Source organism: Maribacter sp. HTCC2170, from assembly GCF_000153165.2.
In the GTDB taxonomy this organism is placed as follows: Bacteria; Bacteroidota; Bacteroidia; order Flavobacteriales; family Flavobacteriaceae; genus Maribacter_A.
Window position 1 is genome coordinate 1496978 of the sequence record NC_014472.1, and the last position, 26602, is coordinate 1523579.

The 26602-nt window shown below is 37.4% G+C and carries 23 protein-coding genes; 10 read left to right on the forward strand and 13 right to left on the reverse strand.

What is annotated here, in order from left to right; genetic code table 11:
* Nucleotides 1–73: 73 nt before the first annotated feature.
* Nucleotides 74–1045: a sensor histidine kinase gene (locus tag FB2170_RS06655; protein WP_013305767.1), complete on the forward strand. Its 972-nt coding sequence runs from the start codon at nt 74–76 to the stop codon at nt 1043–1045.
* On the forward strand, nt 1042–1752 hold the full coding sequence (locus FB2170_RS06660; protein ID WP_013305768.1) for a LytR/AlgR family response regulator transcription factor: 711 nt from the start codon (nt 1042–1044) through the stop codon (nt 1750–1752). Before FB2170_RS06655 ends, FB2170_RS06660 begins: the two co-directional genes overlap by 4 nt.
* Here the strand turns inward: FB2170_RS06660 and FB2170_RS06665 are convergent.
* The 11 genes from FB2170_RS06665 to FB2170_RS06715 form a co-directional block, all read right to left on the reverse strand.
* Complete coding sequence (locus tag FB2170_RS06665; RefSeq protein ID WP_013305769.1) at nt 1749–2903, reverse strand: serine hydrolase domain-containing protein; 1155 nt, start codon at nt 2901–2903, stop codon at nt 1749–1751. The two genes, FB2170_RS06660 and FB2170_RS06665, sit on opposite strands and share 4 nt — an antisense overlap.
* A gap of 11 nt (nt 2904–2914) precedes the next feature.
* Nucleotides 2915–3460 carry a GNAT family N-acetyltransferase gene (locus FB2170_RS06670; RefSeq protein WP_013305770.1) on the reverse strand — a complete coding sequence of 182 codons (546 nt, stop codon included), beginning with the start codon at nt 3458–3460 and terminating at the stop codon, nt 2915–2917.
* Between the two features lie 343 nt (nt 3461–3803).
* The gene (locus FB2170_RS06675) at nt 3804–4457 is read right to left on the reverse strand and encodes a 3-oxoacid CoA-transferase subunit B (protein ID WP_013305772.1); all 654 of its coding nucleotides are present in this window, start codon (nt 4455–4457) and stop codon (nt 3804–3806) included.
* 1 nt (nt 4458) lies between these two features.
* Nucleotides 4459–4800 carry a hypothetical protein gene (locus FB2170_RS06680; protein WP_013305773.1) on the reverse strand — a complete coding sequence of 114 codons (342 nt, stop codon included), beginning with the start codon at nt 4798–4800 and terminating at the stop codon, nt 4459–4461.
* 17 nt (nt 4801–4817) lie between these two features.
* Nucleotides 4818–5519 (reverse strand): CoA transferase subunit A, encoded by a 702-nt coding sequence (locus FB2170_RS06685; protein WP_013305774.1) that lies wholly within the window; start codon nt 5517–5519, stop codon nt 4818–4820.
* A gap of 130 nt (nt 5520–5649) precedes the next feature.
* A complete protein-coding gene (locus FB2170_RS06690; RefSeq protein WP_041633094.1) occupies nt 5650–7998 on the reverse strand; it encodes a penicillin-binding protein 1A in 2349 nt (782 codons plus the stop codon).
* A gap of 4 nt (nt 7999–8002) precedes the next feature.
* Nucleotides 8003–8488, reverse strand: a complete 486-nt coding sequence (locus tag FB2170_RS06695) for a gliding motility lipoprotein GldH (RefSeq protein ID WP_013305776.1) — start codon at nt 8486–8488, stop codon at nt 8003–8005.
* Nucleotides 8481–9647: a stage 0 sporulation family protein gene (locus FB2170_RS06700; RefSeq protein ID WP_041633095.1), complete on the reverse strand. Its 1167-nt coding sequence runs from the start codon at nt 9645–9647 to the stop codon at nt 8481–8483. Before FB2170_RS06700 ends, FB2170_RS06695 begins: the two co-directional genes overlap by 8 nt.
* Nucleotides 9648–9785: 138 nt before the next feature.
* Nucleotides 9786–10817 (reverse strand): rhodanese-related sulfurtransferase, encoded by a 1032-nt coding sequence (locus FB2170_RS06705; RefSeq protein ID WP_013305779.1) that lies wholly within the window; start codon nt 10815–10817, stop codon nt 9786–9788.
* A gap of 55 nt (nt 10818–10872) precedes the next feature.
* A complete protein-coding gene (locus FB2170_RS06710; protein WP_013305780.1) occupies nt 10873–11103 on the reverse strand; it encodes a ferredoxin in 231 nt (76 codons plus the stop codon).
* Nucleotides 11103–12344 (reverse strand): peptidase U32 family protein, encoded by a 1242-nt coding sequence (locus FB2170_RS06715; RefSeq protein ID WP_013305781.1) that lies wholly within the window; start codon nt 12342–12344, stop codon nt 11103–11105. The genes FB2170_RS06710 and FB2170_RS06715 overlap by 1 nt, the downstream gene beginning before the upstream one ends.
* 391 nt (nt 12345–12735) lie before the next feature.
* On the opposite strand from FB2170_RS06715, the gene recA reads away from it, so the two are divergent.
* The 5 genes from recA to FB2170_RS06740 all read left to right on the forward strand — a co-directional run bounded on the left by recA (nt 12736) and on the right by FB2170_RS06740 (nt 17109).
* Nucleotides 12736–13740 (forward strand): recombinase RecA, encoded by a 1005-nt coding sequence (gene recA / locus FB2170_RS06720; protein ID WP_041632704.1) that lies wholly within the window; start codon nt 12736–12738, stop codon nt 13738–13740.
* 167 nt (nt 13741–13907) lie between these two features.
* The gene (locus FB2170_RS06725) at nt 13908–14327 is read left to right on the forward strand and encodes a hypothetical protein (protein ID WP_041632705.1); all 420 of its coding nucleotides are present in this window, start codon (nt 13908–13910) and stop codon (nt 14325–14327) included.
* A 26-nt stretch (nt 14328–14353) separates the two neighbouring features.
* Nucleotides 14354–14920 (forward strand): RNA polymerase sigma factor, encoded by a 567-nt coding sequence (locus FB2170_RS06730; RefSeq protein ID WP_041632706.1) that lies wholly within the window; start codon nt 14354–14356, stop codon nt 14918–14920.
* Between the two features lie 58 nt (nt 14921–14978).
* On the forward strand, nt 14979–16481 hold the full coding sequence (locus FB2170_RS06735) for an outer membrane beta-barrel protein (protein ID WP_041632707.1): 1503 nt from the start codon (nt 14979–14981) through the stop codon (nt 16479–16481).
* A gap of 124 nt (nt 16482–16605) precedes the next feature.
* Nucleotides 16606–17109: a GNAT family N-acetyltransferase gene (locus tag FB2170_RS06740; protein ID WP_013305785.1), complete on the forward strand. Its 504-nt coding sequence runs from the start codon at nt 16606–16608 to the stop codon at nt 17107–17109.
* Between the two features lie 5 nt (nt 17110–17114).
* On the opposite strand, the gene FB2170_RS06745 is transcribed toward FB2170_RS06740, so the two are convergent.
* Nucleotides 17115–17855, reverse strand: coding sequence for a lysophospholipid acyltransferase family protein (locus FB2170_RS06745; protein WP_013305786.1), 741 nt, complete (start codon nt 17853–17855; stop codon nt 17115–17117).
* Nucleotides 17856–17927: 72 nt separating this feature from the next.
* On the opposite strand from FB2170_RS06745, the gene trpS reads away from it, so the two are divergent.
* The 3 genes from trpS to FB2170_RS06760 all read left to right on the forward strand — a co-directional run bounded on the left by trpS (nt 17928) and on the right by FB2170_RS06760 (nt 25232).
* The gene (gene trpS / locus FB2170_RS06750; protein WP_013305787.1) at nt 17928–18896 is read left to right on the forward strand and encodes a tryptophan--tRNA ligase; all 969 of its coding nucleotides are present in this window, start codon (nt 17928–17930) and stop codon (nt 18894–18896) included.
* A gap of 130 nt (nt 18897–19026) precedes the next feature.
* The gene (locus FB2170_RS06755) at nt 19027–21501 is read left to right on the forward strand and encodes a TonB-dependent receptor (RefSeq protein WP_013305789.1); all 2475 of its coding nucleotides are present in this window, start codon (nt 19027–19029) and stop codon (nt 21499–21501) included.
* A 110-nt stretch (nt 21502–21611) separates the two neighbouring features.
* Entirely contained in the window at nt 21612–25232 is a 3621-nt protein-coding gene (locus FB2170_RS06760) for a carboxypeptidase-like regulatory domain-containing protein (protein WP_041632709.1), read from the forward strand.
* Nucleotides 25233–25436: 204 nt separating this feature from the next.
* Here the strand turns inward: FB2170_RS06760 and dprA are convergent, their stop codons facing one another.
* Nucleotides 25437–26540: a DNA-processing protein DprA gene (dprA, locus tag FB2170_RS06765; RefSeq protein WP_041632711.1), complete on the reverse strand. Its 1104-nt coding sequence runs from the start codon at nt 26538–26540 to the stop codon at nt 25437–25439.
* Nucleotides 26541–26602: the final 62 nt, after the last annotated feature.

Genomic DNA, 26602 nt, shown 5'->3' on the forward strand with positions numbered 1-26602 from the left:
GAAATAGCACTTTGTACACCAGATTTGAGCATCTTGTACATTCTTATTACTTTTCTCATTAAATAAGTCCTATATGACATTTAAAGGCCTACATATATCCAAAATCCTAATCCACCTCCTTTTTTGGGCCTTGTTTGTATTCATATCACTTTTCGTATTTTCCAATTACTACTGGAAAGAGAATCCTTTTTTACAGTATTTCTTTATTCTTGTGGCCATTGTATATGTGAATAATGGCATTCTTTTGCCATTTTTTGTCAAAAGAAAAATGTACTTGGTCTATGGTTTGATAATTGGGTCAATAGCATTTTTAGGTACACAAGCCTATTGCAATTATTTTGCGCAGTGTGGATGTTCGGTCATGAAATGCCTATCTGACTACCTCTGGCAAACCCTTGTACCCATCGTTTTCTTTTCTTTCCTATGGATGTTGTATAGCTACCTTGAAAAACAGGAGGAGGTAGAACTCATTAAACAGGAACATACCGAAATGGAACTTCAATTCCTGAAATCACAGATAAATCCGCATGTACTTTTCAATAACTTGAACACCATTTACTCCTATTCCCTTGAAAAGCCGAAAGAAGTTCCTGGAATGATCCTAAAACTCTCCGATAACTTGAAACATGTATTGTACGAGAGTGATGCCCACAAGATTGATTTACAGAAAGAGTTGGATTATATTGATAATTATATCGCCTTTCAAAAAATTAGAACCGAAAATATAAAGGAGGTTGATTATAGCAAGGAAATTGAAGGCAATGACTTTGTAATTGCACCCCTTTTACTTATAACCCTCATTGAAAATGCTTTTAAACATAGCGCATCGAACAGCAAAATTACAATCCGTATTAGAGTAAAAAATGCTTCTTTGGAATGTATTTGTGAGAATGCTGTGAATCCAAATTATGATTCAGAGGAGAACACTAAGATTGGTATGGTAAATTTGAAAAAACGATTAAATTTAATCTATAAAGACAAATATGAATTGAAAATCTCCAATGAGAATCTTTACAAGGTGATCCTAAAAATTCAGCTTATATGAACTGTATTATCATTGAAGATGAACTTCCAGCCCAACGGATTTTGCAGAACTATATCTCGAAATTACCAGATTTAACAATCGAGGGCTGTTTTCAATCCGCCTTGAATGCCAATACGTTAATTTCAAACCAAAATATTGATGTTGTTTTTCTTGATATCAATCTCCCAGATATTTCAGGAATTCAATACATAAAGACCCTTGCCAATCCTCCTGCTGTGATTATGACGACTGCTTATCATGAACATGCGGTAGAGAGTTTTGAATTGGATACAATCTGCGATTATCTTGTAAAGCCCTTTTCATTCGAGCGTTTCTTAAAGGCCGTAAATAAGGCAAAAAAAAACCATCAAAAAAAGGCACACAACATCATCAACGTAGAAACAAGTACAGAACATGTTTTTTTAAACATTGATAAAACCCTTCATAAAATCAACTTCAGTGACATTATCTATATTGAATCTGACAAAAACTACGTGACCGTGGTAACAGATCATGCAAAATGGTCCTATATTGAATCACTCAAAAATTGGATACTGAAATTGCCTGCTGACGATTTTATCCAAGTGCACAAATCATTTATAGTTAGCTACAATAGAATTGAAAAAATTAATGGGAATCAATTGATAATGAAGGATAATAAAATTCCTATTGGAAGATCATTCAAGACTTCGCTTCTAAGAAAGGTTAACGGCAATGACTTAGGTTAATCCAGGGCAGCATTGACCTTGCTCATGAAATCACCTATCTTATTTGGCTCCAACCACCTCGTAACAATCACCAAATCGTTTTTATTGTCAATGACAATGAAATTGCCTCCAAATCCCGCAGCATAATAAATGTTCTCCGAGAGTCCTTTCCAATGGCGATTACCCTTTTTATTTAACCACCACATATAACCATAATTTACATTGGGTTTTGAGGGTGTAATAGCTTTTTGAATCCATTCCTCGCTAATGATCCTTTCATTTCTCCATTTACCATTGTTCAAGAACAATAAACCAAAACGTGCCATGTCTTCGGCATTTATGAATATTCCAGCACCTGAATGACCTCCACCCGTTACCGATTTCATTTGAATTCCGTCTATCTCTGTCCAAGCATTTTTATAACCATGCCAACGCCATGTAGTCGATGCTCCAATTTTATCCATCACCTGCTCTTTTAGAATCATTGGCAATGGTTTTCGCCACACGTGGGTAAGGGAATAAGCCAAAACATTTACACGAACATCGTTGTATTCCATAACTGTTCCCGGCTCATTGAGTTTTCTGAATTTCCAATCATCAATGTCACCTTCCTTTGGCGGTCTATCTCCCCAATCCTTACCACCCCAAAGTTCTCCAGACCAATCTGAATTTTGCTGCAAGAGATGCTCCCATGTAATCTTGCCATTATGTTCACCTCCAAATGTACCATCCCAAATGTAATCCTCAACTATATCTTTCGTGTTTGCTATCAGCCCATGGTCCTCAGCCAATCCGGCAATGGTTGATAAAAAACTTTTGGTAACACTAAAGGTCATATCAACTCGTTTGGTATCTCCCCATTTTGCAATTACATACCCGTTCTTTAAAATCATTCCTGCCGGACCTCCACGCTTTTTGGTCGGCCCTAATATTTCATGAAATGGCTCTCTTTCAAATCCCTTTAATATTGCTATTCTAAGATCCCGCGAGCCAGAATATTCGTTGTTATTAGCAAATTCAACAGCAGCCTGAAGTTTTTCGGTGTCTATTTTAAATTCTTCGGAAGATTTCACCTCCCATTCTACATTTCGTTCCGGAAAGTAGAATTCTTCTTGTGAAATTGCAAAATTTGAGCATATAAGGGCTAAAAGAAGTAGTTTAAAAACTCGCATGGTGATTGGTTTTATTCCTGGTTGAAGTTAATCAAATCAAATTGCATAAGCCAATCCAATTGCCTGTCTTTTCCAATGTAATAAGGGTGCATTCCAAACTTTGAGAATCCATGCCTTTCATAGAACTTAATTGCTGCTTTATTAAGTTCCCAAACTCCTAGCCATAAGTATGACTTATTGGTCTTCTTGGCCAATTTCTTTGCCTCTTGAAGTATTTGCAATCCCAAACCCTGACCCTGATATTCATTTATAACATAAATTCGTTCCAACTCAATCGAATCCATGTTTTTTAAATCAGATTGAGCCTCGTTTTGATTCAATTTAAAATACCCTACGAGGTTTTCTTCTAAAAAAACAAAGTAAAAAGATGTGTTCGGATTTTTAAGTTCCTTATTCAATTTAGTCTTGTTGAATGCAAGGTCTATATAGTTTTTAAAATCTTCCGGGTCATTATCTTTTTCAAATGCATCAACGAATGTTGCTATCGAAACCTGCGTTAGCTCATTTATATCTTCCGGGCCACATTTTTTATATACAAGTTTGTGTTGCTTCCTCATTACCCTTAAAATTAAGCAAAAAAAGAGCCACGTTGTGGGCGTGGCTCAAGGAATAAATTCTATACTAGTATTTAAAGCATAAATAATTTTTTGGTCAATAAGACAACTCCACTGAAGAAGTCATTCTTGTAAACTTGTATTTTTTTAGGACTTGGGGCATGGTTAATTTGGGCTTCCATAATAAAGTAGGTTTATAGTTTTGATTTGGGTTTCAACTTTTTATTACAAAGTAAATTTAGATTAAAACGTATGTCTTCTCTAAATTATTGTTGTGAAATAACTTTAAAATGTTGTGAAAAAAGTCAAAGGTGATTTTCATCGATGAACTACCTGCTTTTTTATTTTAAACCTGCATTTCAGGGATATCTCCATCGATAATCAATACTCCTTCGGTCGCATTTTTTATGTCCTTAACGCTAACACCTGGAGCACGTTCTAAAAGTTTGAATCCTTCTTTTACCACTTCAAGGACAGCAAGGTTTGTAACAATCTTTTTAACACAACCCACTCCTGTTAAAGGCAAACTACAATCCTTAAGTAATTTGGATTGACCAGCTCTATTGGTGTGCATCATAGCGACAATAATATTCTCTGCTGAAGCAACTAGATCCATCGCGCCTCCCATTCCCTTAACCATTTTACCTGGAATTTTCCAATTGGCAATATCACCTTTTTCCGAAACTTCCATCGCACCCAGAATAGTAAGGTCTACGTGTTTGCCCCTAATCATGGCAAAACTGGTTGCCGAATCAAAGAATGAAGCTCCCGGTAAGGTTGTAATTGTTTGTTTGCCTGCATTTATGATATCTGCATCTTCTTCCCCTTCAAACGGAAATGGCCCCATACCCAAAACCCCGTTTTCACTTTGAAATTCCACACTAATATCATTGCGTACAAAATTGGCAACAAGGGTGGGAATGCCTATCCCCAGATTTACATAATAGCCATCTTTGACCTCCTTTGCGATTCGCTTTGCGATTCCGTTCTTATCAAGCATGTTAATTTCTTTTAATAATATAGGAATTAAACTTATGAGCTTTCTCACTATCATGTCTCCAAAACATAATAGGTATACTGAATGTAAAAACTGCAATTGCTCCTAAAAAGCTCCAAAGAACTATTGTCGATATAATTCCAAGTCCAACTCCTAACAAAACAATTCTGTTATCAACAATGGCCGTAATTCTATTTAGATGTTTTTTATCCATTTTACCGCAGTTTTGGCAATTTACATGGACTTCATCACCTCTCAATTTCATTTGTAACTCAGCTCTAGTGTTCTCTTTTTCTTTAAGTGTATTTTGTTTTTTACATGCAGAGCAGGTATATGATAACTTCATTTATTGAGTATTAGTAATCAATCCCTTTGTCTTACCGTTCGTTGTTCTATTCGCTTCTCGTAATGTTCACCTTGGAATATGCGTTGTACAAATATTCCAGGTATATGTATTTCGTTTGGATTCAAGGAACCTGCAGGCACCAATTCCTCAACCTCGGCTACTGTAATTTTGGCCGCCCCACACATACAAGGATTAAAATTACGTGCAGTACCTTTAAATATTAGATTTCCTGCCTCATCCCCTTTCCATGCCTTAACAAAGGAAAAATCAGCCTCATAGGCGTTTTCCAGAACATACATCTTACCATTGAATTCTCTTGTCTCCTTTCCCTCGGCTACTTCTGTGCCGTATCCTGCAGGAGTATAGAAAGCGGGGAAACCAGCTTGAGCGGCCCTACATTTTTCCGCCAAAGTGCCTTGAGGGGTGAGCTCCACCTCCAACTCACCACTTAGCATCTGTCGTTCAAACTCGTCATTCTCTCCAACATATGAAGATGTCATTTTTCGTATCTGTCGTTTTTGGAGTAAAAGCCCCAGACCAAAATCATCAACCCCAGCATTGTTTGATATACATGAAATATCTGTAATACCCAATCGTACCAATTCGGCTATTGTGTTTTCAGGAATTCCACAGAGACCAAAGCCGCCCAACATAAATGTCATTCCGTCTTTTACCCCTTTTAATGCCTCACGTACATTCTCTACTGTTTTACGAATCATAAAAATTGTCTTGGATTAAACAAAAATATCCCTATTACTAAATTAGCATTTTAAAAAAGAAAATGCCCTTACTTTATTTTAAAAAGTAAGGGCATTTAGCTTTTAAGATATTAGGTTATCTATGCCATTATTAGAAGTCCAAATCATCTAAATCATCTGTTTCTTTTGGTGCATTGGGGTCTTCCACTGGTTTTGAACAATCCAAATTAATTGACATATTCTCAGGTTCAATGAATTCGCCATCAGAGACTCCCAATTCTTCATTTGCGTAATTTTTCTTCATGTACAGTCCCCAAATAGGCAATGCCATAGAAGCCCCTTGACCATATCTAAGGGATTTAAAGTGTATAGATCGATTATCACCACCAACCCATACTCCGGTTACCAAATTGGGTACCATTCCCATAAACCAACCATCACTTTGATTTTGTGTTGTTCCTGTTTTTCCGGCAATTGGGTTTTTGAACTCATAAGGGTATCCAGTTATAATCTCTTTGAACTCTGGTCTAGATTTAATTTTATCGTAACCTGTAGTTCGCAAATGAATTCCTGAACCTCCCTGTGTAACCCCTTCCATAAGGTTCACCATTGCATAAGATACTTCCTTGCTTAATACGTCCTTGGTTACAGGAACATATTCATACAATACTGTCCCGTTTTTATCTTCAATACGGGTAACCATAACCGGTTTCACGAAAACGCCCTGATTGGCAAAAGCACCATAAGCACCAACCATTTCATAAACATTCATATCTTCCGTTCCCAAAGCAATTGAAGGCACTTCTAAAATATCTCTATTAATTCCAAGGTTTTTTACAATGGATACAACAGATTTTGGACCAACCATATCTATTAGTTGGGCAGTTATTGAGTTTTTTGAATTGGCCAATCCTCTTTTCAAGGAATACATTTCACCAGAAAACCTTCCGCTTGAGTTGTCGGGACACCAAGCTTCCATATTTCCGTGTTTATGTGCCTCTATACAATACTCCAAGTCTGGCAGTTCGTAACAAGGTGATAATCTCAACTGATCGATAGCAGCCGCATAAACGAAAGGTTTAAAGGTTGAGCCCGCTTGGCGTTTACCTTGGTACACATTATCATATTGAAAATGCCTGTAATCAACGCCTCCGACCCAAGCTTTTACATGTCCGGTTTGTGGTTCCATGGACATCATTGCCGTTCTTAAGTGCGTTTTATAATACCTGATTGAATCTATCGGAGTCATGATAGTATCTTTTTCATGACCTTCACTCTTCCAATCAAAGACAGCCATTTCAGTCTTTTTTGTAAAAGAACTGCGAATATCCTTTTCTGATTTGCCTTGTTTTTTCATTTGTCGCCAACGATCAGAAGTTTTTATGGCCTGTTCCATAATTCGGTCTATCTCCTCTTTTTCCAGATTTAGGAAAGGAGCAGTTCTGTTCCGCTCAGGTGTATTCTGATGAAAAAACTCAGCTTGTAACTTTTTCATATGTTCCTGAACTGCCTCTTCAGCATTCAATTGCATACGGGAATCTATAGTAGTGTAAATTTTTAATCCATCTAAATAAAGACTCCATTTATCACGTTCACCTTCAACCGCAGGCTTTGGGTTCTTTGCTATCCACTTGTTCATAAAGCCTTGAAGGTACATTCTAAAATAGGTGGCAAGGCCTACACTATGGGACTGTGGATGGTAATTTAAATCCAATTCCAGAGCTTGTAAAGAGTCTTTTTCTGCTTCAGTTATATATTCATATCTACCTAATTGACGTAAAACGAGGTTTCTTTTATTCTGTGTTCTCTCAGGGCGGCGTAATGGGTTGTACAAAGAGGAATTCTGTAACATGCCTACTAGCATTGCAGATTCTTCCATTTTCAAATGTTTTGGCTCTTTACCAAAGTAGATTCTTGATGCAGATTGAATTCCATCTGCATTATTGCCGAAATCATAAATGTTCAGATACATCGTTATAATTTCTTCTTTGGTATACCTTCGTTCTAGTTGTGTGGAGATTACGTATTCTTTCGCTTTTTGTTTTATTCGTTCAATAGGGTTTCTTGATTTAGCACCAACATAAATTTGTCCTGCAAGCTGCTGTGTGATGGTACTTCCACCACCGCGACTACCTAAGTAGAAGAGTGCTCGCAATGTTCCAAACCAATCAATACCAGAATGGTTATAAAATCGAATATCTTCACTAGCGACAAGAACATCTATTAAGTTTTGTGGAAGGTCTTCATAACTCACATCTGTACGATTATCATCAAGATAAAACTTACCAAGAACTTCATCGTCGGATGATATGATTTGGGATGCCAAATTGGTCTGTGGGTTTTCTAGAGCTTCATATGTCGGTAGTGGTCCAAGCCATCCCCAAGAAGCCGATAAAAATAACAATGCAACGGATAGCACTCCAGTGGCAAAAAGAATCCAAAACCATTTAATAAAACTAATAAAACTGTTTTTTGATGTTTTTCTTTTGGTCTTTGCCATACGTTTACTCATTACTTTTTACAATTTCATACCCGACATCTGTAATGCCTTCGAGGTTAATAATCCCATCTAAATTGCCGTTTTTACGCATGGCATGGGACAACCGTAATGTATATACGCCTGAAGAGGAAAAAACGATGTTTTCTTTATACCATAGTTTATTTTCTTTAGTATTTGCATACCCTTTACCTAACCATGTGCCGTCCGGTTTGGCCATTATAAACTCCAAAGTATCAGTGACAGTGTCACCATTTGGTTTATCAAGTTCCGCTATTAAAAATAGATTGCTGTACAGAAAAGTATTATCGTTGCGCACATTGATATACACATGATGATTTTGAACGGTGTCCATCTCAGAAAAAGTGAATTCCACAATATTATCTTTGTTCCAAGCACCATTATTTGTTGCCTTAAAGCCTGTTTTCACCAGAGAATCATCACAGGAAACCATTAAGGCAATAAACACAAATGATAAAAGTACCCTATGCATTTTTTTGTCGTCTTTTTCTATTATCGTTTCTTCTCCTTTTGCTTTTGTTTCGGTTATTTCGGCGTTTTGGCTTGTCAAAACGGGTTAGACTGTCTTGACCCACAACATTCTCGAAAACTACCTTTTCTTCAATAATATTGTCAGCAGCATATTCCTCTAAGCTTGCAACTTTTTCTTTCTTTTTGTTTTTTGCAACAATTTCAATTACTTGATCCTTTGAAAGTATGTGCCAGTTGGCAGGTTCATCTTTATAAGAAAACCACAATGTGGCCTTAAAAATGTCGGACTTTTGACAGAACGCCATTCCCTTTTCAGTAAATAGTTTGGTGTCCTGAGGCGGAAAATCTTTCAAGGCTTCCAAATACAAATCGAGTTCATAATTAAGGCAGCATTTTAATTTACCGCATTGTCCCGCAAGTTTTTGGGGGTTTAGAGAAAGCTGTTGGTAACGCGCTGCCGAAGTACTCACTGACCTAAAATCAGTCAACCACGTAGAACAACACAATTCTCTACCGCAAGAGCCAATACCCCCTAAGCGTTGGGCCTCTTGACGGTAACCAATCTGGCGCATTTCGATACGAATTCCAAAGGCTTTGGCCATATCTTTTATCAATTGTCGAAAATCGACCCGTTCTTCCGCTGTATAATAAAAAGTTGCTTTCGACCCATCACCTTGAAACTCAACATCAGAGATTTTCATCTGCAATTTTAGAATTATGGCAATTTCCCGGGAACGTTTCTTTATTTCTTCTTCTCTATCCCTTGACTTTTGCCAAATGTCGATGTCTTTTTGGGTAGCTTTTCGATATAATTTTGCAATCTCCTCAGAGTCGGATTTCACCTTTTTCTTTTTCATTTGCACTTTAACAAGTTCCCCTGTTAATGTAACCATGCCAATATCATGACCTGATTGTGCTTGGGTGGCGACTATGTCACCAATTGAAAGTGATAGGTTTTCTGTATTCCTGAAGAACTCTTTTCTGCTATTTTTAAATCGGACCTCAACAACGTCAAACGGTTTTGCACCACTTGGAAGTGACATGTTGGAAAGCCAATCAAATACCGTTAATTTATTACAGCCGTCTGTGCCACAAGTACCATTGTTCTTGCACCCTTTTGGCTGTCCATCCTTACCGGTTGAACAACTGTTACAACCCATATTTTGTATCTTGATTTGGGAAAAACCAAAAATTTTCCCCAAAAAAGGTTCATATTAATCTTAAATGTAAAGATAGTATAATTTGTTGCAGATATAAAGCATGCTCTTGCAATTGAAAAAATACCCTGTCTACAGTTCTTATTTTTTAAACTTCAAAACCTCGGAACGTCCTTTTTTGAAGATTTTATTACTCGCAGTTTTCCCTTTTCGCAACCTTTTTTGCTCCTCAAAGGGCAATGCTGAAACATTCTTACATTCCTGAGAGCAACAATCACTCATTTTTTTTGCGCATTCCTCACATTGGATAAATAACAGGTGGCATGCCTCATTGGCACAGTTTACATGAGTATCGCAAGCCTTACCACATTGATGGCATTGAGCTATGATATCTTCTGAAATACGCTCACCTCTTCTATGGTCAAAGACAAAATTCTTTCCAATAAACTTGTTTTCTAGATTTTGGTCATTGGCCTGTCTTGCGTATTCAATAATACCCCCTTCCAACTGATAGACATTTTTGAAACCTTTGTGCTTATAGTATGCGCTTGCCTTTTCACAACGAATACCTCCTGTGCAGTACATGACCAGTTTCTTGTTCTCTTTGAAGTCTTCAAGGTCTTTCTCTATTATATCCAACGAATCACGAAAAGTATCAACGTCAGGTGTAATGGCATTTTTAAAATGGCCTATTTCACTTTCATAATGATTACGCATATCAACTAAAACCGTATTGGAATCTTCAATAAGTTCATTGAATTTAACGGCGTTTACATGGATCCCTATATTGGTAACATCAAAAGTCTCGTCATTAAGACCATCTGCCAAAATCTTCTTCCTGACCTTTACCTTTAACTTTAAGAAAGATTTGTTGTCCTGCTCTATGGCTATGTTCAATCGTACATCTTTCAAAAAAGATATGCTGTCCAAATGATTTTTAAAGGAATCAAAGTTTTCAGCTGGAACCGATAATTGGGCATTTATGCCCTCATTCGCAACATAAATCCGTCCCAAAACATCAATTTCATTCCAATTGATGAATAAATGATTTCTAAAAATAGAAAGGTTCCCTATGTGTGCATATTGGTAAAAGGAAATTGTTAAACGTTCTTGTCCCGCTTGTTCAATAAGAGATTCCCTTTCCTTTGCACTTAATGTATTGTACAGTTGCATGCTATACCAATCGTTTAAGTTAAAGAATAGTTTAAACGACAAAGATAGAATAATCCTAAGTTATTTTGGTGGTTATAATCTTCACCGGGCAAGCCAACTGTGCCTGTAAACAAGGTTCGTAAGTACTATGGTCATGGGATTTGATGGTAAAAAACCCTTTCTTTTCTGTAGATTTCAACAAAACGGTCTTTCCATCTTTTTTGGACATTTGAAATTGTTCGGGTGCCAGTTCAACACAATAATTGCACCCAATACATTTTTTACGTTGTAGCGTAACAACTACCATTATTCTTGGACTATTTTATACAATTTATCAGAAGGGCGGACCTTAAACCCTGTAGGGATTGTACAATTATGGCCTTTTTTTACTTGGTCAGCTATGACATCGTCAACCATCATTTCTTTTAGTTCCAATTCTTCAACCCCAGTTGTAGGACCCGTGATCAGCAACTTGTCCCCGACTTTTATATCAAAAGCTTCAATTTTGAATTCAGCGATACCAGGCCTTGGATAATAATGAATTCCCTTACCAACATACAATTTCTTTTGAGTGGCATGAGAACCAGAACCGTCACTCCATTCTCCAAGTTTTTGACCCAAGTAATAACCGCTCCAAAACCCCCTATTATACACTTTTTCAAGCTCAACCATCCAATCTTCTATCTTTTCTTTGGAGTAGGTATTATTTTCATGGGAATCTATAGCATCTCTATATGTTTTTATAACGGTAGCTACATATTCAGGTGCCCTACCTCTACCTTCAATCTTCAAAACTTTTACACCTGCTTCAATTATTTGATCCAAAAAATCAATTGTACACAGGTCTTTCGGTGACATCATATATTCATTGTCCAACTCAATCTCAAAACCACTTTCCTGATCAATAACTGTGTATTTCTTGCGGCAGTTCTGCTTGCAAGCACCTCTATTTGCCGATGAATTATGGGAGTGTAGACTTAGGTAACATTTCCCAGACACAGCCATACACAAAGCCCCGTGTCCAAAAATCTCAACTTCAATTAGATTGCCAGAAGGCCCTTTTACCTCTTCCTTTTGTATTTGATTACAAATGTTTTTGATCTGTCGTAAACTTAACTCGCGACTCAAAACCACTGTATCTGCAAATAAGGAGTAAAACTTTACAGCTTCAATATTGGTGATGTTGATTTGGGTTGAAATATGGACTTCCAAATTTATTTGCCTAGCATAGGCAATCACAGCTTGATCCATGGCTATCACCGCCGTAATATTGGCTTTTTTGGCCAAATTCAGAATGGTTTTTATTACTGAAAGGTCATGGTCATATATAATCGTGTTAAGGGTAAGATAGGTCCTAATATTCTTTTTAATACATCGGCTTGCAATCTCGGGCAAATCCTCCAAAGTAAAATTAATACTTGCCCTGGCGCGCATATTCAGCTGTTCAACACCAAAGTAAACCGAATCAGCACCATTTTCAATAGCTGCTTGCAAGGATTCAAAATTCCCGGCCGGCGCCATCAATTCAATTTTTCCACTTGTTGTCATACCTGCAAGGTCTTTGATTTTGGACCGCAAAGATACGTTTTATAAGAAAATTAATAAGTAAGCCCAATATCTTGTGTATTGTAACTCTAAAATCTGAATGTATTGCATAAAAAAGAGTCTTGAAATTTCAAGACTCTTAATTGGCCACTCCATTTTTTCTTTTTCATAGCATTCTTAAAATGCAAAAGGGAAATGACCACCGTTGACCATTGTCCTGAGACAAATGGTTTATATATAGAGTTAGTATATACAGTTTTTAGTAAGATGTACTTTTTGCAAAAAGGTTGCGTCATAAAAAAATACAGCACCTAAAAACTGTGTATAAAATAATTTGGGGCAATGGTTTTATGAAAAAAGAATTGGTAAATTAGCGTTCCTAATTTTATACGAAATGAGTTCTGAAAAAGAAGCAAAATTAAAAGCATTAAAACTAACCCTTGATAAATTGGACAAGACTTACGGCAAAGGTGCCGTAATGAAAATGGGAGATAGTGTTGTAGAAGATGTTGAAGTAATCCCATCTGGTTCTCTAGGTCTTGATATTGCCCTCGGTGTTGGTGGTTACCCACGCGGCAGGGTTATTGAAATTTATGGTCCCGAATCTTCTGGTAAGACGACCTTAACACTACATGCGATTGCAGAAGCACAAAAAAATGGTGGAATAGCAGCTTTTATTGATGCGGAACATGCTTTTGATCGTTTTTATGCCGAAAAATTAGGTATTGATATTGACAACCTCATTATTTCGCAACCAGACAATGGTGAACAGGCCTTGGAAATTGCTGATAATTTAATCCGTTCAGGAGCAATTGATATCGTAGTGGTCGATTCTGTTGCCGCCTTAACTCCAAAGAGCGAGATTGAAGGTGAAATGGGAGACTCAAAAATGGGGCTGCATGCAAGACTAATGTCACAAGCCTTAAGAAAATTGACAGGGTCAATCAGTAAAACCCATTGCACAGTTATATTTATCAACCAGTTAAGAGAAAAAATTGGGGTTATGTTCGGTAATCCAGAAACTACAACAGGTGGTAATGCTCTTAAATTCTATGCCTCCGTTCGTTTGGATATTCGTCGTTCAACACAAATCAAAGATACAGACGGTGCCGTGCGAGGAAACAAAACAAGAGTAAAAGTTGTTAAAAACAAAGTTGCCCCGCCCTTTAGATTAGCCGAGTTCGATATCATGTATGGTGAAGGTATTTCTAAGGTTGGTGAAATCATAGATTTAGGTGTTGAATATGAAATCATAAAGAAAAGTGGTTCTTGGTTCAGTTATGGTGATACTAAACTTGGTCAAGGTAGAGATGCTGTAAAAGCGTTACTAAATGATAATCCAGAATTATATGAAGAACTTGATGTAAAAATTCGTGAGGCCATTACAACAGTAAAATAGGATTCAATCATTAAATAGTATAAGGCACCTTTACGGTGCCTTTTTTTGTCCTAATTTTTTGTAGCTCGAAGGAGAATTTCTTGAGCTGAACAACTTTTCTTGTACCTTAACGACAATAAACGCAACCATAGTCAAATAGTTTCATCTTAGAAATAAATTATCAGCTTATGAAAAGGATGTTTTTGGCACTATGTGCCCTAGCGGTATCCCTAACCTTTAGTTCTTGCGATTTAGAAGATGATGGCCCAAATTTTCATTTTGTTCCATTACAAATAGAAAGTGTTGAAATGCCTGAATCGTTTGACCTCGAAGAAACGTATGAAATCAAGGTTACATATATTCTTCCTGATGGGTGTACTTATTATGAAGGTTTTGATGTGTTTAAGGATGATTTGACCACAAGACAAGTAGTGGCAATCGGCTCACAACGCACTGATGACGAGGCATGCACACAGGCAATTCGTGAAGAAATGGCATCATTCGATTTCATAGTGCTTCATAACCAAACATATTTATTCAAATTTTATCAGGGTGAAGATGCAGATGGTAACCGACAATATTTAGAGGTTGAAGTTCCTGTGAACTAAACCTACACCATAACCTAACCAATATTTTGAGTCTGGAAGAACTCATAGATAAATGTAAAAAGGGCGATAGAAAGGCGCAGGAGCAGTTATATAGGAAGTTTTCCCATATACTGTTCGGTATCTGTCTCAAGTATTCGCGCAATAAAACGGAGGCCGAAGATAGTCTCCATGATAGTTTCATGACCATTTTTGAGAAAATTGGACAGTATAAATCAAAAGGTTCTTTTGAAGGTTGGATCAAAAGGATCACTGTAAACACAGTATTACAGAAATATAGAAAAGAAGAATACTTAAAGGTAGTTACAGACAATGTGGAAGGGGAGGAAGAAATTGAAACGGAACATACTGATGTTGGTCTCCAAACACTGCTAAAATATATTCAGGAACTCCCAAATAAATATAGAATGACCTTTAACTTATACGTATTGGACGGTTATTCGCATAAAGAAATAAGTGCAATGTTGGGAACGTCAACTGGAACGTCAAAATCAAATCTTGCTAGAGCAAGAATGATATTAAAAGAGAAAATCGAAAACAAAACAAACAAGGCAATCATTGGAATTTTAATCATTGCGTTGGGTATAAACTTGTGAGCCAATATTTAGTTCACATCAGAATCAAAAAAATGAACCTTGCTTAACAAATAGCAAAATGAGTAAAAAGAACCTGGACAAAATATTCCAAGAGAAATTCTCGGAGTTTTCAGACATCCCTACAGAAAAAGTCTGGAAATCTATTGAGGCCTCTTTGAATAAAAAGAAGAAAACCCGCATGGTTATCCCCTTTTGGTGGAAACTAGGTGGTATTGCCGCAGCTCTGGCAATTGGATTATTTCTCATTAATCCTTTCAAGAATGGCGAAAACGGGACCAATACAATCATTACGGATGTAGAAACCCTGAATGAAAAACAAGGGATTAATCAATCGGCAACCTCTGAACAGAAAGAAGTTGTTGAAACCACGAAATCTGATAGTGGGACTTTAGAAGAATTAAACAAGGGCCCAAAGGAAAGATCAAACATCGAGAAAACGGTTGATACCAACATCAGTTTGGCAGAAAACGACAAACCTGTAAATACTGAACAGAAGCAAAACATTACCAAAACAGGAATTGCAATAACAAAAAGTGAAGTTACGGTTGAGAAAAGGAACGATATTGTTAATGATGTTATTTCCAATAAAAAAGAGACCGAAATTGCTGCCAATCAATCCAAGGATCCCAATAAAAAAATAGCCGAGGGCATTTCAGTCATTACAACTGAAAGTGAAACAGGGACCAAAGATTTAAACGAGCGGAATATAATTACTGAAGTAGCCGAAGAGAAAACCGACAATCTCAAACAAGAAATTGAAGAAGGTAAAAAATCAATTTTTGATGAGATTGAGGAACAGAAGAAAGAGGAAATTGTGGCAGAGGCTACAAAAAGCAGATGGTCTGCTGGTCCTAGCATAGCACCTGTTTACTTTGACGCCATTGGTGAGGGTTCCCCTGTCCATTCAATATTTGTCCCTAATTCAAAATCGGGCGATATTAATCTTAGTTATGGACTTGCCGTCTCTTATGAAATAAACAAAAAGCTATTAATAAAAACTGGGGTTCATAAAGTTGATTATGGTTATAACACAAATGATATTGAGTTTTCATCATCATTGGAGGCTTTGGGGGGTGGCCAAATTGACAATATTGATTATAGTCTTGCTTCAAGAAATATTGTAGTTGAAAGTAAGGTAAATGGACGAAACTCCTTTGCAGAAAATGCTGCATTGGATGCTGCTGCACAAGATCCATCCTTATTGGGAGTAATGGCACAACAGTTTGGGTATTTAGAAATTCCATTGGAACTCAATTATTCCCTAGTTGATTCTAAGTTTGGTGTTAATCTTATCGGTGGTGTTAGTTCTTTGTTCTTGATTGATAATTCGGTTACACTCACCTCAGGTGAATTGGTTACCAAAATGGGCGAAGCCAACAATGTAAACGATGTGAACTTTAGTACCAATGTTGGTTTTGGCCTAAATTATAAATTCTCTCCTAAAGTACAGATGAATATTGAACCCGTCTTCAAATATCAATTGAACACATTTTCTGGTACTTCGGGCGATTTCAGACCTTTTACCATTGGTGTTTATAGTGGGCTGAATTTTAAGTTTTAAAAAAAGTTGGTTAGGTAGGTCATTGTTGGTCACAATGACACCCAAAGCCCTGTCGATCTCTCGGCAGGGCTTTGTTTGTTGTTTTAATTCTATATTAGACAATCAAACAAATTTAAAGAGATAGATGCTACTAATAAAAACAGACAGAATTATTGTCCAACGAGCAGTATTAAGTGATGCCCCTTTTATTTTTGAATTGTTGAATAGCCCTACATGGCTAGAATTTATAGGAGACAGGGGTATTTCAAACTTAAAAAAAGCCGAAAGGTATATTCAAGAAAGTTTAATAGATTCCCTTGATAAAAACGGTTATGGATTGTTAAAGGTCTGTTTGAAATTAAATGAAACGCCCATCGGACTTTGTGGTTTTTTAAAACGAGACTATTTAGAAAGTGTTGACATTGGCTACGCAATTCTTCCTGCATTTGAAGGTAAGGGATATGCCCATGAGGCAGCCCAAGCTGTAATAGACTATGGTCAAAAAGAATTGGGTTTGAGTCCAATCCTGGCCATTACCTCTCAAAAAAACAAAAAATCGCAGAATCTGTTGTCCAAAATTGGTTTGAATAAAAAGGGTTTAATCAAAATTGACGGAGATATAAAAGAGGCGTTGCTATACTCAACCTGAAACAATTACGAGTTAGTGATAAGTTCATTTAAAATGATATTTCGTACCTCTTCCCTTAAAGTGGACTTGTCCTCATCTTCTAAAATTCCTGTTTCAAAAAAAGAATGCACTTTGGCCCTAATCATTCCCGGGCCTCCACTTAAAAATGTAAATGAAAAACGTTTTTTGTTGTCATAAAATGTCATCGGCACTACTGGTATATTATGCGCAATGGCCATTTTAAAAGCACCATCTTTAAAAGAATCCAATAATATTTCTTCCTCAGGCACCCCTCCCTCGGGAAAAATACAAATACTCAAACCTTGGTCCAATCTTCGTTGTGCCCTTCTGTATACACCTGTCCTACTCCTGCTATCTTCTCTGTCGACCATGATACAAACACGTTTATAGAAAAACCCAAAAAGTGGAATTTTTACAAGCTCTTTCTTTCCGACAAAAACAAAAGGGTTTCTACTAATACGGAGCATTAACATAATGTCCAACATACTGGTATGATTGGCAACCAACATATAACTCTTGCCACTTACAAGCTTCTCTTTCCTGATAATTCTTTGGGGACAGCCCATTCCCAACAAAATTGGTCTGGCCCACAAATTCCTGGCCAACCAGAAAAATTGGGGATACCATTTTTCAGACAAGGTTGAAACCACCAAAAACGGAAAGAAAAGGATTATGGGCAATGTGACCATTACATAAAACCAAATTCGGTATAAAATATGTCCTATGTTACGTACAAATTTCGGCATTGATCAAAAATAACAATTTGATGTTGTTATTTATGATTTGTTTTACCTTTGTGCTTCCTTGAAACCAAACCAATGGCAAGAATACTAACAGGCATACAGAGTACAGGGGTTCCCCACTTAGGAAACATCTTGGGTGCAATTGCACCGGCGATACAAATGGCTAAGAATCCCAAAAACGAATCATTTCTGTTTATAGCGGATATGCATTCGTTGACCCAAATTAAAAATGGGGAGGAACTAAGACAAAACACTTATGCAACTGCTGCTACATGGCTTGCTTTTGGGTTGGATATAGATAAAACTGTCTTTTACAGGCAAAGTGATGTTCCTCAAGTAACCGAACTAGCTTGGTATCTCAGTTGTTTTTTTCCGTATCAACGTTTAACTCTCGCACATTCTTTTAAAGACAAAGCAGATAGGCTTGAAGATGTAAATGCAGGATTGTTTACTTACCCGATGTTAATGGCTGCTGATATTTTATTGTACGATGCCAATATTGTCCCTGTGGGCAAAGACCAGTTGCAACATATTGAAATGACACGAGATGTAGCTTCTAGATTTCATGCCCAACTGGGAGAAGTATTTGTGGTTCCTGAAGGAAAAGTTCATGAAGAAACTATGTACATTCCTGGAACCGATGGCCAAAAGATGAGTAAAAGCAAAGGGAACCTTATCAATATCTTTCAGCCGGACAAAAAATTACGAAAGCAGATAATGGGCATAAAAACGGACAGTACGCCAATGGAGGATCCAAAAAATCCTGAAACGGATAATGTCTTCGCGCTTTACAAGATTCTTGCGTCTCCTGAACAAATTGCTGAAATGAGATCCAATTACAAAGGTGGAAACTACGGATACGGTCATGCAAAACAGGCATTGTATGAAGTGCTTTTGGAAAAGTTTGGTTCGGCACGCGAAAAATTCGATTACTATATGACTAATCTTGATGAGGTTGATCATGCCCTTGAAATCGGGGCTGAAAAAGCCAAAAAAGTGGCAAATGAAGTTCTCCAGAGGGTTAGGGGCAAGGTTGGTTATTAATTTTTGGTCAAGGGCTTGAAATTGTATGATTTTTGATACAATTTTTGTATATTTTCTTTGCAAGTGAAGATGCGAAGTGGATGCATATTGATCTTAACTCTATTACCGCCCGTAAAACCTTTTTCAATTAATGAAAAATCCAACCACAACCATTCAATGTCTTATTTTTTTTCTTTTACTAGGGTGCTTTGTCAATAGCCAGAATCCAGAAACATTGATACTATCCGATAAGATCAATGGGCTGATTTTAAAGGAGTTGGATTCCAGTGTTACACAATACAGTTATCATAATCCTGTAGAAAAAATGTATCTCCATACAGACAGGGATTTTTTCTCTTCTGGGGAAAATCTATGGTATAAAGCTTATACCGTTCTAGGAGAGCGCCACCTATTTTCATTGGCCAGTAAGGTCCTTCACGTTGACCTCATTGGTCCTGATACTCAAATCTTGGTTTCTCAAACACACGAACTTGTTGATGGCAAGGCCATTGGTTCCATAGCACTTCCCAAGGATTTCATTTCAGGGAATTACCAACTACGAGGCTATACCAATTGGATGCGGAATTTTGACGATAATTTCTTTTTCACAAAAACGATAAAGGTGGTCGGTGCAACAGATATGCATCTTCCGCCCCAGAGTATTTCGGATTCAATGGACCTACAGTTCTTCCCGGAAGGAGGACATTCTGTGTTAGGCCTTATGGGGCAGGTGGCCTTTAAAGCCATTGGGAGTGATGGGCTGGACAGAAAAATTCGGGGTTATATCAAGGATTCGAAAGGAAAGCCTGTGGCGCATTTAGGCACCATTACAAGAGGAAGTGGCTTTTTCTATCTTAAGCCTGAGATAGGTGAAAACTATACTGCTATCTTGGACAATGGCTCGGAGTATCCACTTCCCAAAATTATGAATCAGGGTTATAGCATGACCATAAATAATACGGGCAAAAAGAACATCAAAATAAAAATACAGGCTACAGAATTTTTAAGGAAAGTACCTTTTTATATCCTAGGGATTATAAATAACACAACATATTTTCAAGGTGCGTTTGATTTTGATAGTAAGAAATCAGTTAGCTTTGAGATTCCAAAAAATGGAATTCCAAGTGGTGTAATGGCCCTCACCCTTTTTGATCAGAACAAGAAGCCTTGGTGCGAAAGGGTGGTGTTTATCAACAATCAGAAAGAGTTGGTGATAAATGCAAAAATAAGCCCGGAAAAGCCCTTAAAAAGAAGTGAAATCACAGTTGATGTAAATGTCACCAACAATGATGGAGAACCAGTCTCTACAGAACTTTCCTTGGCCATAACCGATGCGGGTCAAGTCATAAAAAATCCTAATTCAGGAAATATATTGACTCACCTTTTATTACAGTCCGATATCAAAGGTCATATAAGCAATCCAGGACTTCTTTTTCAGAATCAAAATAGATTAACATTACATGCCATGGATTTGGTAATGCTAACCCATGGCTGGCGAAAATTTCCGTGGCTAGATCTTCATGAAGGCACCACCCTCCCCTCCAAGGAATTCGACTTCACAAAAGGACTTACCATATCGGGCCAGGCCAGAAGCAAATTTGATAAACTTTTTAAAAATGTAGATCTTAATGTAATTGCCAAATCTGGTGATTTTGTGGGTATGTTCTCCACTAAAACAGGACGGGATGGAAAATTCATAATACCTGATTTTAATTTTAGTGACACTACGCGAATTGTTTTCAATGCGCTTAGTTCCACAAAAAAACCCATGAATGTAAAAGTGGTCTTGGACACCAACATTATAACAGTGCCTTTGTCTCATTTTAAAAGTATGCCTACAGTCAAGGATATAGAAGCGACTAATGAATACTCCAATTTTTCGGCAACACGAAAAAATATGCGCCTTTTGTACGATTATAATAAAACCACTGAGCTTGACGAGGTCGTAGTTACAAAAAGAATTGCAAAAAGGATAGACCCTTCAATGCCCTCCACCCTCGGTCAGACCCCAGATGCGACCTTACGAACAAAAGACACGCGTGAAACAGGTCTAAGCTTAATGGACTTCGTTGCAAGATTCGCAGGTGTAACAGTTTATGGATCATTTCCATACATTGCCGTAAGTATACGTGGGCGTGGTGCTCCGTTATGGGTACTCAATGGTATTCCAGTCAGTAACGATATTGGAAGTTTAAGACCAAGTGTACCTGCGCAAATTGCTTCAATGGATATCTCCAATGTAGAAAGGGTAGAACTTCTTAAAGGACCATCCGCGGTTATTTGGGGTTCGAGGGGTGCCAATGGGGTCTTCCTTGTTTATACAAAAAGAGGTGGTGGAAGTGAACTTGTACTCTCCCCAGAATTTGATATTATGGGGCATGCAAAAGAAAGAGAGTTTTATTCTCCCAATTACAGTGTAAAGCTTGACAGGCACAGTCTACCAGACCATCGCGCAACGCTCTATTGGAACCCTTCGTTTACAACGAATGAGAGTGGTAATGCCTCCCTGAAATTTTTCAATTCAGATAATGCCCGTCAATTTCAGGTGGCCATTGAAGGGCTTTCTAATCAAGGAACCCCAGGGGCCTATTTGAATTCTTTTAACGAAGTAGAGGAAAAGCCATGAAAATTGTTAGTCGCAAATCGGATCATGGGTAAGGTAGGGTATTAGTTTTATTGTTTTCACATTAACATTCTGAGCTTTAGTTCGTAACTTTAGCTAAAGAGGTATTAGTCATGGGACGAGTCACAAGGTTTCTCACAATTTTTTTCATAAGTGTAAGTGCGTTTTCCCAAACTCCCAATCCAAAGGAAATTAATGGTAAGGTCATTGACAATGCTACTGGTGAACCTATACCCTATTGCAATATAACCGTGGAATCATCCTTCACCGGTACTGCAAGTAATGAGCTAGGAGAATTCGTCCTGGATGTGGATTCATTACCCACTAAACTTGTCTTTTCTCACCTCAACTATGAAAAACAGCAATTGGAAATATCAGATGCCTCGGATTTGACCATCAATCTTATACCCCTGACCAATAATCTTGACGAGGTGGTGGTCGTGGATTCCAAAAGGGACAAATATGCCTATGAACTGGCCAGAAAAGCATTTGAAAAGGCTAGTCGAAATTCTAACAAACGTAACTATGGAAGGGCTTTTTACAGGCAGAAATCAAAAAACGATGATGCTTATTCCGAGTTTTCAGAAATTATCTATGACCTTCATTATACTTCAAAAGGTATCGGGAATTGGGAAATATTGGAAGGGCGTTATGCCTTAAAACCGGGAGGTGTCCATAATAAAAACTATACGCTTCTTTCTCGTTTATTAACTCCTTTGCAACCGGCTACAGATGATCTAATTTTTCCAATGCATTCTGATCTTGCCTCATTTTATACGGTCAAAATCATCGAATATATTTCATCTGAAAATGGCAAAATTGCCGTGCTATGGTTCAAACCAAAAAAAAATCTTCAAATTCCAATCTTTGATGCTGAAGTATATGTTAATACATCCAATCATGAGATTCTTAAAATTAAAGGTGATTTGGCCCATGACAATTTGAAATTGGTAAAACTTACTGAAAAAAATAGCTCATGGAAAGACTATTCCATTTCCTATGAAATTGTTTACCGGCAGGACAGTGTTCTTAAATCGGTAGTTGATTATATTAAAATTGACCAGGAATTTGACTATTATAAAAATGACAGCCTCCAATATCATACTACGTCAACATCCAATTTGACTTTTTTCGAACATTACATCCCCACCTCACGAAAAAAATTGGGTGGCCAGTTCAGAAAAAATAAAAGCGATTGGCAGAAGCTAGATGAAATTGGTTATAACGAAAAGTTTTGGCAGGACAATCCTATCATAAAGCGGACACCTGTGGAAAAAGAGGTCATTGATTCTTTTGAAAAGAACGGGGCGTTTGGTTCTATATTTTTGAACAGTCGTAATCAAATAGCACTGATGAAATCTAATTTGGCAGGTGATCCATTCATTAAAGAAATGGGTAAGAATGTTGGTCTATATAACAATTATAATCCTGTAGAAAAAGTATACCTGCATATTGATAAAGAGTTGTTTTCTGCAGGAGAAGATGTTTGGTATAGTAGTTATGTGGTATTGGGATCCCATCACCATTTCTCAACGGGCAGTAAAGTTCTCTATGTTGACTTAATAGGGTCTGAAAACAAAATAATACGTTCACAGACCAATGAAATAATTGGAGGAAAATGTTATGGTTCCATTAAACTTCCTGAAAATTTACCATCCGGAAAGTATCAAATACGTTCTTATACCGATTGGATGCGAAATTTTGAATCTGAATTCTTTTTTACTCGTACAATCGAGGTTGTAACTGAAGGAGGCAAACCACAGGTATTGTCCAAGATGGAAGATAAGATTGATCTACAGTTTTTTCCGGAAGGAGGTCATTCAGTTGATGGTCTTATTAGTGTAATGGCTTTTAAAGCCATTGGAAGTGATGGTCTCGAAAGAAAAATAAAGGGACGAATAGTGGATTCGCAAGGTAAATTTGTGGCTACCTTAGGAACCATGGCAAGAGGTTCGGGTTTTTTCTCTTATAAACCCAAATCTGGGGAGCGGTATACGGCAATTTTAAATGACGGGACCGAGTTTAAGCTTCCTGAAATTATGGAAGAGGGCTATACGATGACCGTGAACAATGTTAATCCAAAAAGCATTCAAGTAAAAATACAGGCCACCTCACTTTTAAGGAAGAAACCCTTCTATATTGTAGGTCACTTAAACAATAAAAAATATTATCAGGGCAAGTTTGAATTTGAGGATTTGGAAACTGTTAGTTTTGAAATTCCAAAAAATGGAATTCCAAGTGGTGTAATGGCCCTCACACTTTTTGATCAGGACAAAAAGCCTTGGTCCGAACGTGTGGTTTTCGTGAACAATCAGGATGAATTGGTTGTTACTGCTAAAATCAATCAAAAAAAATTCAAAAGAAGAGATAAGGTTGCCATAGACGTTCATGTGACAGATACTTATGGACGGCCTATTTCGGCAGAACTTTCTATGGCGGTGACTGATAAAGGACAGTTAGTTAAAAATCAGGATTCAGGGAATATCCTTACTCATCTCCTCCTGCAATCAGACGTAAAAGGTCATATAAGCAACTCCGGCCTACTCTTCAAGAACCAAAGAAGGTCAACAATGCACAGTCTTGATTTGGTTATGCTAACACATGGTTGGCGAAAATTTCAGTGGCAGGATATCAATAAAAACCATAATACTCCAAAGAAATATCCTTTTTCGAAAGGACTTATAATATCTGGGATTGCCCAAAATTTAAGCGGCAAAACCTTAGATAATACAACACTAAATGTAGTAGGCAAATCCGAAGAGAATTTAGATATGTTTTCTGCCAAAACATCTCACGAGGGTAAATTTTCAATACCTAATTTTAATTTTAGGGATTCTACAAAGTTAGTGTTCAACGCGCTTGACAAAAGAAACGCTGCAATAGATGTTCAAATAATACTGGACACCAACAAAATCAATCTACCCTTGCCAAGACACAGCGGGTTCCAAACAAATAAGAGTACAGAAGCGATTAAGGAATATGCCAATTTCTCGGCGACACGAAAGAATATGCGTCTTATATATGATTTTCAGAATGCCACGGAGTTGGAAGAGGTAGTACTTACTGAACGAATTATAAAAAATGATATGCCAACAATGCCCTCTACTCTTGGGCAGACACCTGATGCTACTTTATATACAAAAGACACTCATGAAACAGCTTTAACCTTAATGGCCTTCATAACAAGATTTGCGGGTGTAACGGTTACAGGGTCCTTTCCTTACATTACAGTAAGTGTACGCGGAGGTGGTGCTCCTCTATGGGTGCTTAATGGTAATCCAGTCATTACTGATATTGCACAGTTAAGACCTAGTGTACCTAGTCGAATTGCCTCAATGGATATCTTAAACGTTGAAAGGGTAGAGCTCCTAAAGGGGCCTTCTGCAGCCATTTGGGGTTCAAGGGGTGGCGATGGAGTCTTTCTCGTCTATACCAAAAGAGGAGGTAGTGAAACCCTTGACCTTCCGCAATCACCAAGTTTTTCAATTTTTGGGCATGCCGCCAAGAGAGAGTTTTATTCACCGAAATATGATGCTAATTTTGAAGGAAATGATGTTCCCGACTATCGTGCCACGCTATACTGGAACCCCTCTTTTACCACTGACAGAAATGGTAATGCCCAGTTGATTTTTTACAATTCTGATAATGCAACACAACTTCAAGTAGACATCGAAGGACTATCAGAATATGGTACCCCTGGTGTTTATCTTAAAACTTTTGGTCAAAAAGATTAAGTTTCCCGGAAACAAACCACTTAGTTGGTTTTAGATTGATTGAGTTTTGTATCAAAAGCTCCATTGTTCAGATTTCAATCCACGCTTTATCGATGAAATACCGTCTTAACGTAGATTTGATGGAAACAGGGACAATGAACAAACTACTCGGTTTGTAAATTGTGGATTGAAACTCGTGCTAAAATGACAATAAAGTGGTCTGATTTAGATTACTTCGAACAATTTTCCTGGCAATGGCCGAACAACACCTTTCATTTCCATATTCAGTAGCGTAGAGGAAACTTTGAAAATTGGCAAATTGCAATCCAAGGCGATACTATCCAATAATTGTTTGCCTTCCTTCTCCAAATATGAATAAATAGCTTTCTCAACCTCATCCAATTCAACGAACAACTGTTTTTGAATAGTTTTACCTTCTTTTTCCTCGAGTTCCCAATTCAATAAATAGATTAAATCTGCAGCTGATGTAATCATATGTGCTTTTTGCTGTTTAATCAAGTTATTGCAGCCAGAACTGTACTTGTCTTGAGCCCTTCCAGGAACGGCAAATACATCACGGTTATAACTGTTTGCAATGTCGGCCGTGACCAGACTGCCGCCCTTCTCTGCTGATTCTACAACAATGGTAGCCTCACTCATACCTGCAATAATCCGGTTTCTTTTTAAAAAATTCTCTCTGTCTGGATTACTGGTGCTCCAAAACTCGGTAAAAAAGCCTCCATTTTTCTCTATCTCCTCAACATATTTTGAATGAACCTTTGGGTATATTTGATTTAATCCGTGGGCCAAACACCCTATGGTCTGCAAACCGTGTTTTATTGCTGTTTTTTGTGCACAAATATCGACCCCATAAGCAAAACCACTCACTATTACAGGGTTAAGTGGTGCCAAATCTTCTATTAACTTTTCACAAAACGCAGTGCCGTAACTCGTGACTTTTCGAGTACCAACAATACTTATAGTTTTTTGCTCCTCAAGGTCAATATTGCCCTTCTTGAACATAATCAATGGGCCGTCAACGCAATGCTTCAAATACTTAGGATATGTACTATCAGTAAAATATGAATAGGAAATGTTATGATCCTGAATGTATTTTAATTCATTCTCGGCGGCTTCTTTATGTTCTGAATCATGAAGTCCTTTGATGGTAAAGCTGCCAATCCCATCTATCTTAAGCAGGTTTTGCGATTTATCGTTGAAAACAGCCGTTGGACTGCCGCAATGCGAAATAAGTTTTTTAGCCGTGACATCCCCAATATTGGGAATGCTCTGCAGTCTTAAAACCGCAATTAATTCATCTGTAGTCATTTATGGTCAGTGCTTAGTTATCCACAAATTACCAAAAATATAATGTTAATAAAAAGTCCATT